Raw genomic sequence first — 8,801 nt, 5'->3', positions numbered from 1 at the left:
TGAAATGTTGAACATCCTGGCGGAACGCGCGTTCCCAGTCGATGAACTTGCCGTGTTGGCCAGCCGTAAATCTCTGGGCACGGAAGTTAGCTTTGGCGATAAAACATTGAAGACGAAAGACTTGGATACGTTTGACTTCACGGGATGGGACATGGCGTTGTTCGCCGTTGGCTCCGAAGCGACCAAGAAATATGCACCGGTTGCGGCCAAAGCTGGCTGTATCGTAATCGATAATTCATCGCTGTATCGCTATGATGTCGATGTGCCTTTGATCGTTCCAGAAGTGAACCCGGAAGCGATTCACGGCTATTCCAAGAAAAACATCATTGCGAATCCCAACTGCTCGACCGCGCAGATGGTTGTGGCACTGAAGCCCTTGCATGACCGCGCACGTATCAAGCGTGTCGTCGTCAGCACGTACCAGTCCGTTTCCGGCGCAGGCAAAGCAGGCGCAGACGAGCTGTGGGATCAAACCAAGTCGATCTACAATCCGACCGACGACAAGCCACCAAGAGTGTTCACCAAGCAGATCGCCTTCAACGTGATCCCGCATATCGACGTGTTCATGGATAGCGGCGAGACCAAAGAAGAATGGAAGATGGTCGCGGAAACGAAGAAAATCCTCGATCCCAAAATCAAAGTCACGGCGACCTGCGTGCGGGTTCCTGTTTTCGTCGGTCACTCCGAGTCGCTCAACATCGAATTCGAAGATTTCCTTGATGAAGACGAAGCCCGCGACATCCTGCGTGAAGCGCCCGGTATCATGGTGATCGACAAGCGCGAAAACGGTGGCTACGTGACGCCGGTCGAATGCGTTGGCGACTATGCGACCTTCATTTCACGCATCCGTCAGGACAGCACGATTGATAATGGTATTAATCTTTGGTGCGTATCTGACAACCTGCGCAAAGGCGCGGCTTTGAACGCCGTTCAGATTGCTGAAACACTTGGCAACCGCGTTCTGAAAAAGGGCTAAGTCCTTACAACGAGACTTTTGTCGGGCGGCTGTTTTTGGTGGCCCGACACGAAGACCTAAAAACGCTCTGCGCGCAGCACATCGCAATCCGTGATGCTGACGACGCCGATGTGGCGCTCTACAACCGAGAAGGCCGCATCAAGCAACCCATCCAACCGCTCTGGCCGAATGATGCAAATGACCTGGACCATGCCATCCCCGCGTCCGATGCTTCCCTCGCGTGTCCATGGCCCTGAACGTCCTGAACCGCCGAAAACTGGCAGGACCGAATAACCCGAAACATCTGCCTTTTCGATAGCAGCAGTCAGGCGGGACAACATGATTTTTTCTATGGTGATTTCAACGCGTTTGGCTTTGTGGGTTTGCATTGGATCAGCCTCCGATCACGGCAGTGGCAAGCGCAAGATAGAGCGGGATGCCAAGGGTCAGGTTGAAAGGGAAAGTCACGCCGAGCGACAGCGTGAGATAAACAGACGGGTTCGCCTCGGGCAGGGCGACGCGCATGGCCGCTGGTACCGCGATGTAGGAGGCGGACGCGCAAAGCACCATCAAAAGCAAGGCGCTGCCAACTGACAAGCCCAGCAGCGTTGCCATGGCCAGCCCTAGAACCGCGCCGATCATCGGCATCAGGATGCCAAACACTAACGCGCCCGCATCTAAAACACCGCGCCCGTTGCGCAGGCCGCGCCCCGCAATAATCCCCATATCAAGCAGGAAGAGGCAAAGCACACCCTTGAACGGCGCGACAACAAGCGGCGCGATTTCTTTCAGTCCTTCTTCACCGGTAATCATTCCGATTAAAAAGGCACCGATCAACAGGACAATCGAGCCATTCAGCATGATTTCCCGCCATAGCCCCGGCTCCATCTGTCCGCCGCCCTTTGAGCGCGTGACCAGCCACAACGCCGAGAGGATCGCAGGGGCCTCCATGGCCGCAGCAACGGCGACCATATAGCCGTCATACACAATGCCCTGGCTTTCCAGCACAGAGGTGGACGCGACAAACGTAACGATAGAGATTGACCCGTAGTGCCCCGCGACAGCAGCGGCATCTAGGGCGCTGAGTTTACTGAGGATGCGCAGGACTGCATAGGCAATCAAAGGGATGGTTGCCGATAAAACGATGCCGGCTATCAGCGTTAATCCAAGCGTCAGATCAATGCCGTGATCGGCAAGGCTAACGCCGCCTTTGAAACCGATTGCAAAAAGCAGATACAACGACATGCCTTTAGCGACAGCTTCGGGAATGCTTAGATCGGAACGAACAAGCGCCGCGAAGAGGCCTAGAACAAAGGACAGGACAATCGGGGTGACCAGCGTTTCGGCGGCAAGTGAAAAGACGTCCATGACTCGCTTCTTCTTTGACTACTGTTGCGCATCTACGTTGGTTGAAGATGGGTTTTCCGAAAGGAATTGAAAGGTTAGACCAAAACAAATTCCCGGGTTTTTGAGTCGAAACATTCCAAAGTGCCTTCGCCGATCTCTGTCCAGAGGCCGTGAAGCGTTAGCGTTTCTTCCTCGACGGCTTCTTTGACAAACGGAAACGTCATCAGATTTTCGAGCGATACGACGACCGCCTCTTTTTCAAGGGCAGTTGGCATTTCTTCACCGCTATGCGTTTCGCTTACGCGTTCAAAGCCGGGCCGCAAAATATCCATCCAGCGCCCGACAAAGCTGGTCGCTTTCTCAAGCTCAGGTGCTTTGCCCGTGCACATATCCAAACAACCCTGAACACCGCCGCAATTTGAATGGCCCAGAACGATGACATGCGCCACTTTTAAAGCCGTCACAGCATATTCGATCGCTGCGGAGGTGCCGTGGTGATCGCCGTCAGGTGCGAAGGCAGGCACGAGATTGGCAATGTTGCGGTGAATAAAGAACTCGCCCTGATCCGCGCCAAAGATCGACGTCACATGCACGCGGCTATCGCAACAGGAAATGACCATCGCACGCGGGCGCTGCCCTTCTGTCGCAAGCCGTTTGTACCATGCCCGGTTTTCCGAATGGGTCGTTGCCTTCCAGCCTTGATAGCGTTGAACAAGATAGCTTGGAAGCGGCTTGGCGTAGCTCATGGGTAACTCCAATCAGAATACTTAGTGCCCCGATACGCTGAATTTACAATAATTTCGAGAGAAAAGAGTGCTCTGCATCAACCTTTTGAGAATAACAATCTGGAATACCTCAGATGCCGTGGGGGCGAATTTCGGGGTGAGACTGTGGAACAATTAACAACACTTATGCCAAGCGAGCATGTGCGTCTGGATGCGGAGCGACTTGAGGTGCTTTACAACAAACTGGGCGAAGATGGTGCCGATGATGTGCTGTGCCGCGCGATGGAAGAAATGGCGATCCGTATCAAGCAAAGCGAAAAGCTTTATCGCGCTGGTTCTGTGAAAGAACTGCGCAAGACGGTCCATTCGCTCGTTGCGATAGCAGATCAGATCGGGATGCAAACGTTGGCCCGTGTGTCCGGGGATGTGGTAAATTGCATTGATTCAGGTGACTGGGTTGCTTTGGGGGCGACCTTCTCGCGTCTTGTACGTAGCTCGGATCAATCCCTGACAGCTATCTGGGATTTGCAGGATGTGACGGTTTAAGCGGCATCAGCGGCGAGAGTTTGCGCGCGGCGCATTCGGGGCTTGCAGGGCAGTGCGAAGCAGATAGCTTAGCGCTATCCGCAAACGAATAGAGTGCCCGCAATGCAAATCAAATTCGCCGCACAAGATGCGCCTAGCCTTCCTCTGACGCTATTGTCGCCTGACACGCTCGAGGGGTGGTTGAGCAATCAAGCGCCACAGGTACAGGACTGGGTAAAGGCAATGGGCTTTACCGCGTCCTTTGGCACGGCGCTCGCGATACCAGGGGGCGACGGTCAGATTGCTGCGGCCCTCGCCGGATTGGGTGATGCTGCGTCGCGCGCGCGAAACCGTTTCGCGCTTGGCGCAGCGCGGACGCAATTGCCCGCCCAAACCTATCATCTAGTCAGTGATCTGGATGAAGATGAGCTAAACGCCGAAGTGCTTGGCTGGCTTTTGGCCGGCTATAAATTCGATCGCTATTGTGCGCAAAGCGGATCGCTCGCAGACCTTAAATGCCCCGACGCTGTGATTGCCGAAAAGCAGGAGATCATCGCAGCAGGCGAAACATTGACGCGCGATTTAATCAACACGCCGGCATCAGACATGGGGCCGCCTGATCTGGAAGACGCAGCACGCGCGTTGGCCAAAACAAGCGGCGCAAGCATTGGCGTTATAGAGGGCGACGCGCTGCTCAAACAGAACTTCCCGATGATCCACGCCGTTGGGCGCGCCGCGTCCCGCGCGCCTCGGCTGATCGACATGCGCTGGGGTGATGCGGGTCCAAAGCTGACCTTGGTGGGCAAGGGCGTGTGTTTTGACACAGGCGGATTGAACCTGAAGCCGGGCAGCTCCATGGGGTTGATGAAAAAGGACATGGGCGGTGCCGCTGCCGTCTTGGGCCTCGCTCATATGATAATGGCGCTTAAGCTCCCCTTGCAACTCCGGGTGCTTGTTCCGGCCGTTGAAAACTCTGTCAGCGCGGACGCGTTTCGCCCGCAGGATATTCTAATGTCACGCAAGGGCCTTAGCGTTGAGATTAACAATACAGACGCAGAAGGCAGGTTGGTGCTGGCCGACGCGCTTGCGCTAGCGGATGAAGAAAAGCCCGATGCGATCATTTCGATGGCTACTCTGACGGGCGCGGCTCGCGTTGCCGTCGGCCCTGATCTTGCGCCATTCTATGCCCAAAGTGATGCAAGTGCGATTGCTTTGGAAAGCGCTGCATGCGTTGTTCAAGATCCGGTATGGCGCATGCCGTTTTGGGAACCCTATGAGGCGATGATCGAACCGGGCATTGCCGATCTGGATAACGCGCCCAAAGGCGGTTTCGCGGGATCAATCACCGCCGCACTTTTCTTGCGCCGCTTTGTCACTGAAACGCCGAACTATCTGCATTTTGACATGTATGGCTGGCAACCCAGCGCAGCGCCAGCACGCCCTAAAGGCGGTGCCGGACAAGCAACCCGTGCGTTGCTGGCTGCCCTTCCGAAAATTCTAAACCTGTGAGCGATCCCCGATTAACCCCTTCCAACGGACGTGTCGCAAGCGAAGCGCTGCGAGGCATCATTGCCGCCGATGAATATGTTACGGGGGCGGCGCGTCAGGTGTCGGTGCCTGTTGCCGACCTTTTGCGCGCGCCGAATGGCCCGCGTGATCGCCAGTTGCTGATGGGGGAGCGCGCCCTGGTGCTTGAGGAACGCGAGAGTTGGGCCTTTTTGCAGGCGGAAAAGGACGGCTATTGCGGGTATATCCACGGCTCGCAACTAGAGGCGCCGACAAAGCCGACCCACTGGATCAGGGCACCATCTTCGCATGTGTACGAAGAGGCCAACTTCAAGTCGCGGGACGTGATGCCCCTGAGTTTTGGTAGCAAGATTACAGTGATTGAAATGTATGCGCGATTTGCCCAGACTTCTATTGGCTACGTCCCCCGCCAGCATATCGCAAAGATTGATGAAGTTGAGCGAAGCCCCGCGCAAGTGGCGAGGCTCTTCCTGGGAACGCCCTATCTTTGGGGCGGCAACAGCCGCTTTGGGATTGATTGTTCAGGCCTTGTTCAGGCCGCGCTGATGGCCTGTGGCATAGAGTGCGCCGCCGACAGTGATTTGCAGGAACGCAGTTTGGGGCGCAATGCGACAGGCAATCCAAAAGCGGGCGATTTGCTTTTCTGGAAAGGCCACGTCGCTTTGCTGGCGGACAACAAGACGCTCATCCATGCAAACGCGCATTCCATGTCGGTTGTTTTGGAAGGGCTTGATGTCGCCTGCGCGCGCATAGCGGCACAGGGGGATGGCGAGGTCACGCGCCACGCACGGCTTTAATCAATCGCGCGGATAAGTTTGCGTTCAAGCACACGCAACACGGCCTTTAGATCATTGCCCCGTTTCAGAATTTGGCCATCCGTTCCAACCACCGAATATTGTCCCTGCTTGTTGCGCAGCTTTGGTCGCTTCTCGATGCGATACAAAGGGTTCTCCGCGGTGCGTTTGAACACGGAAAACACCGCAAAATCCTTCAAGCAGGAAATTCCATAATCGCGCCACTCACCAGCTGCGACCATCTGGCCGTACAAAGACAGGATCGGCCCCAGCTCTGTTCGGTGAAACGCAACCTGCATTTGGGCAGGTTTGGGATGCAAAGGAATGGGTGATTGATCGGACATGGCTTCACATTTGCGCCCTTCATCTTGCAAATCAAGGGCTATAGACAAATGTCGCCGAATTCGTTCACTTGGCGATCTATTTCTGGAAAGGTAACCTGGATGATTTTTGCCCCGATCGCCGCTGCAGATTACGCCACCCTTTGGTCGATGCTGGAACCGGTTTTCCGTGCAGGTGATACCTATGCGATTGATCCGGAGATTTCCCAGGACGACGCAATTTCTTATTGGACAAGCGCAGATGCCGGAAGCTTTCTATGCTCGGATTCTGGCGAAGTGCTTGGAACCTATTATCTAAAAACCAACGCGGGCGGCGGCGGTGCGCATGTGTGCAATTGCGGTTTCATCACTGCGCCGAACTCTGGTGGAAAAGGCGTCGCGCGTGCAATGCTCGAAGATGCGCTAAACCGCGCGAGATCTTCAGGTTACAAAGCGATGCAGTTCAACTTTGTATTGTCAAACAATACCCGCGCCATCGACATTTGGCAGCGCGCCGGTTTTGACACCGTGGGCCGGTTGCCAAAAGCATTCGATCATCCGCGCGACGGGATGATCGATGCCTTGGTCATGTTCAAAACGCTTTAGGCTTCATTTTGCTAAATAAACTCAAATCCAGACAGCGCCATCAGCGCTCTGCTTTGGCATGGAAGATGAATCCCAGAAAATTCAACAGTAGCTGCGCGGCCAGGATCTGCGTGCTTTCAGTTTGATCGTAGGCGGGGGCAACCTCCACCAGATCAATGCCGACAACCTCATTCTGCGCGGCTAGCCCTTGCAGGATTTCCAGAACATCGTAGTAGAGAAACCCGCCATGGCTGGGTGTACCGGTTCCAGCGGCGATGGATGGGCAAAAGGCATCAATGTCAATCGTTACATAAATGCGCGCACCCTTGGGAACACGCGCAACGACCGCCTCCGCGCCAAGCTTGCGCACCTGACGAACCGAAAGAATGTCAGAACCACGTGCGCGCGCATCATCATAGCCCTCTTTGGCCGTTGAAGAGACGTTTCGAATGCCAAGTTGGGTCATGCCGCTGACGTATGGTTTTTCGATTGCGCGGCGCATCGGGTTGCCGTGACCTTCAGTGACACCGTGACGTTCATCGACGAAATCCAGATGCGCGTCGATCTGGACAACGTGGATCGGACCATCGCGTTCACATACATCCGAAAATGCGTTGATACAGGGAATATTGATCGAATGATCCCCGCCAATTGTGACTGGCAGCGCTCCGGCTTCCAATATCTTGCGCACGCCAAATTCAATATTGGCGTGGCTTTCCGTAGTCTTGGTATGAATGATATCCGCATCACCAATGTCCACGATACGCACATCGCCCCCAAGATAGGTCGCGTCGTCTTCGTGATCGTAGGCACCTGCATGGCCGAAGCTGAAAAGCGTCGATGCCTCACGCACCGCGCGGGGACCAAAGCGCGCGCCGGGACGCCACTGCGTGCCAAAATCAAAGGGTGCACCCAAGACTGCGACGTCTGCTTCAATTGCGTCCCAATCGCTCACATACGGCTTTTTCGCAAAAGTCGAAATGCCTACAAAGGGCAGGTTCAAACGCCCCGTTTCATATCCGTTTTCCGACATAAGTTCTCCTTTGACTGCAAATTCCTTTGAAAGGAATTTGTTAAAACTCTTTCAAAGAGTTTTTATCGCCCGGGAATTTCACCGCGGCGCTCGCCCGCGCCATCCCAATTCTCAATAGCATGAATGGCTTCTTCTGCAGTCTCTACAAAACGGAACAGTTCCAGATCTTCAGCAGAAATGGTGCCCGCGTCAGATAGGGCATCCCAGTTGATAATGCTTTCCCAGAATGCGCGACCAAATAACAAAACAGGGACGCGCTGCATGCGGCCGGTCTGGATCAGGGTTAGCGCTTCGAAAGTCTCATCCAGCGTGCCAAAGCCGCCGGGAAACACGCAAATCGCCTTCGCGCGCATCAGGAAGTGCATTTTGCGAATGGCGAAGTAGTGGAAATTGAAACACAGATCGGGGGTGACATATTCGTTTGGTGCCTGTTCGTGTGGCAAAACGATATTCAGCCCGATCGAGGCACCGCCAGCATCCATCGCACCGCGATTGCCAGCTTCCATAACACCAGGGCCACCACCGGTGACAATCACATCTTCGCGCCCGTAGCTTTCCATGCTCTTTTCGGTCATCAGGCGCGAAAACTCACGGGCTTGATCGTAGTACTTTGACAAGTCGGCCAGCGTTTTCGTACGCGCCGTATCTTTCTTTGCAGGCTCTGGAATGCGCGCGCCGCCGAACAGCACAATCGTACTTTCGATTCCGCGCTCGTCCATGACCAGTTGGGGTTTCAGCAGTTCGAGTTGCAGGCGGACGGGGCGCAATTCGTCGCGGCACAGGAATTCTTCATCAGCAAAAGCGAGCCGATAGGCAGGCGCGCGCGTTTGCGGCGTGTCTGGCACATGCTCGGAAGCGTTGCGATCGGTTCCGGCGTCGCGGAATGGGCTGTTACGTTCGTCTTTCATTACTCAAATCCTACAAATCCTGTTTCCTTATGTTTAACTGGCTGACGGGCGGCGTACCAGTAACGATCGTGATTGCGCGAAA

11 protein-coding genes are annotated in these 8,801 nt (G+C 55.0%); 5 read left to right on the top strand and 6 right to left on the bottom strand.

Annotated elements, in window-relative coordinates:
• Positions 1–976: aspartate-semialdehyde dehydrogenase (locus WBC85_RS11735; RefSeq protein WP_424437140.1), on the top strand; the 976-nt coding region annotated here is incomplete at its 5' end.
• 56 nt (positions 977–1,032) lie between these two features.
• Here WBC85_RS11735 and WBC85_RS11730 read toward each other — a convergent pair.
• From WBC85_RS11730 to WBC85_RS11720, 3 genes are all read right to left on the bottom strand, one after another.
• Positions 1,033–1,344, bottom strand: a complete 312-nt coding sequence (locus tag WBC85_RS11730) for a P-II family nitrogen regulator (protein WP_424437137.1) — start codon at positions 1,342–1,344, stop codon at positions 1,033–1,035.
• Positions 1,345–1,348: 4 nt separating this feature from the next.
• Positions 1,349–2,323 carry a sodium-dependent bicarbonate transport family permease gene (locus WBC85_RS11725; RefSeq protein ID WP_424437134.1) on the bottom strand — a complete coding sequence of 325 codons (975 nt, stop codon included), beginning with the start codon at positions 2,321–2,323 and terminating at the stop codon, positions 1,349–1,351.
• A 74-nt stretch (positions 2,324–2,397) separates the two neighbouring features.
• Positions 2,398–3,048, bottom strand: coding sequence for a carbonic anhydrase (locus tag WBC85_RS11720; RefSeq protein ID WP_424437131.1), 651 nt, complete (start codon positions 3,046–3,048; stop codon positions 2,398–2,400).
• Between the two features lie 144 nt (positions 3,049–3,192).
• On the opposite strand from WBC85_RS11720, the gene WBC85_RS11715 reads away from it, so the two are divergent.
• From WBC85_RS11715 to WBC85_RS11705, 3 genes are all read left to right on the top strand, one after another.
• On the top strand, positions 3,193–3,573 hold the full coding sequence (locus tag WBC85_RS11715) for a hypothetical protein (RefSeq protein ID WP_424437128.1): 381 nt from the start codon (positions 3,193–3,195) through the stop codon (positions 3,571–3,573).
• Between the two features lie 102 nt (positions 3,574–3,675).
• Complete coding sequence (locus WBC85_RS11710; protein ID WP_424437125.1) at positions 3,676–5,061, top strand: leucyl aminopeptidase family protein; 1,386 nt, start codon at positions 3,676–3,678, stop codon at positions 5,059–5,061.
• The gene (locus WBC85_RS11705; RefSeq protein WP_424437122.1) at positions 5,058–5,876 is read left to right on the top strand and encodes a C40 family peptidase; all 819 of its coding nucleotides are present in this window, start codon (positions 5,058–5,060) and stop codon (positions 5,874–5,876) included. The genes WBC85_RS11710 and WBC85_RS11705 overlap by 4 nt, the downstream gene beginning before the upstream one ends.
• Here WBC85_RS11705 and WBC85_RS11700 read toward each other — a convergent pair.
• A complete protein-coding gene (locus WBC85_RS11700; protein WP_424437119.1) occupies positions 5,873–6,217 on the bottom strand; it encodes a DUF2794 domain-containing protein in 345 nt (114 codons plus the stop codon). The genes WBC85_RS11705 and WBC85_RS11700 overlap by 4 nt on opposite strands.
• Before the next feature lie 99 nt (positions 6,218–6,316).
• Between WBC85_RS11700 and WBC85_RS11695 the strand changes: the two genes are divergently transcribed.
• Positions 6,317–6,799 carry an N-acetyltransferase family protein gene (locus WBC85_RS11695; RefSeq protein ID WP_424437116.1) on the top strand — a complete coding sequence of 161 codons (483 nt, stop codon included), beginning with the start codon at positions 6,317–6,319 and terminating at the stop codon, positions 6,797–6,799.
• 40 nt (positions 6,800–6,839) lie between these two features.
• Here WBC85_RS11695 and speB read toward each other — a convergent pair whose 3' ends face one another.
• Together speB and WBC85_RS11685 are read right to left on the bottom strand one after the other, a co-directional pair.
• Positions 6,840–7,811 (bottom strand): agmatinase, encoded by a 972-nt coding sequence (gene speB / locus WBC85_RS11690; protein WP_424437113.1) that lies wholly within the window; start codon positions 7,809–7,811, stop codon positions 6,840–6,842.
• A 62-nt stretch (positions 7,812–7,873) separates the two neighbouring features.
• A complete protein-coding gene (locus tag WBC85_RS11685; RefSeq protein ID WP_424437110.1) occupies positions 7,874–8,719 on the bottom strand; it encodes a TIGR00730 family Rossman fold protein in 846 nt (281 codons plus the stop codon).
• Positions 8,720–8,801: the final 82 nt, after the last annotated feature.

This window comes from Planktotalea sp. (assembly GCF_049680325.1).
Lineage (GTDB): Bacteria > Pseudomonadota > Alphaproteobacteria > Rhodobacterales > Rhodobacteraceae > Planktotalea.
The sequence above is the reverse complement of the archived record's forward strand: the minus strand, read 5'-3'. Positions and strand labels throughout refer to the sequence as shown.

Excerpts from the sequence above, each read along its gene's own strand:
- WBC85_RS11730 (WP_424437137.1), bottom strand. The coding sequence starts at position 1,344 with ATGCAAACCCACAAAGCCAAACGCGTTGAAATCACCATAGAAAAAATC.
- WBC85_RS11725 (WP_424437134.1), bottom strand. The coding sequence starts at position 2,323 with ATGGACGTCTTTTCACTTGCCGCCGAAACGCTGGTCACCCCGATTGTC.
- WBC85_RS11720 (WP_424437131.1), bottom strand. The coding sequence starts at position 3,048 with ATGAGCTACGCCAAGCCGCTTCCAAGCTATCTTGTTCAACGCTATCAA.
- WBC85_RS11710 (WP_424437125.1), top strand. The coding sequence starts at position 3,676 with ATGCAAATCAAATTCGCCGCACAAGATGCGCCTAGCCTTCCTCTGACG.
- WBC85_RS11700 (WP_424437119.1), bottom strand. The coding sequence starts at position 6,217 with ATGTCCGATCAATCACCCATTCCTTTGCATCCCAAACCTGCCCAAATG.
- WBC85_RS11695 (WP_424437116.1), top strand. The coding sequence starts at position 6,317 with ATGATTTTTGCCCCGATCGCCGCTGCAGATTACGCCACCCTTTGGTCG.
- speB (WP_424437113.1), bottom strand. The coding sequence starts at position 7,811 with ATGTCGGAAAACGGATATGAAACGGGGCGTTTGAACCTGCCCTTTGTA.
- WBC85_RS11685 (WP_424437110.1), bottom strand. The coding sequence starts at position 8,719 with ATGAAAGACGAACGTAACAGCCCATTCCGCGACGCCGGAACCGATCGC.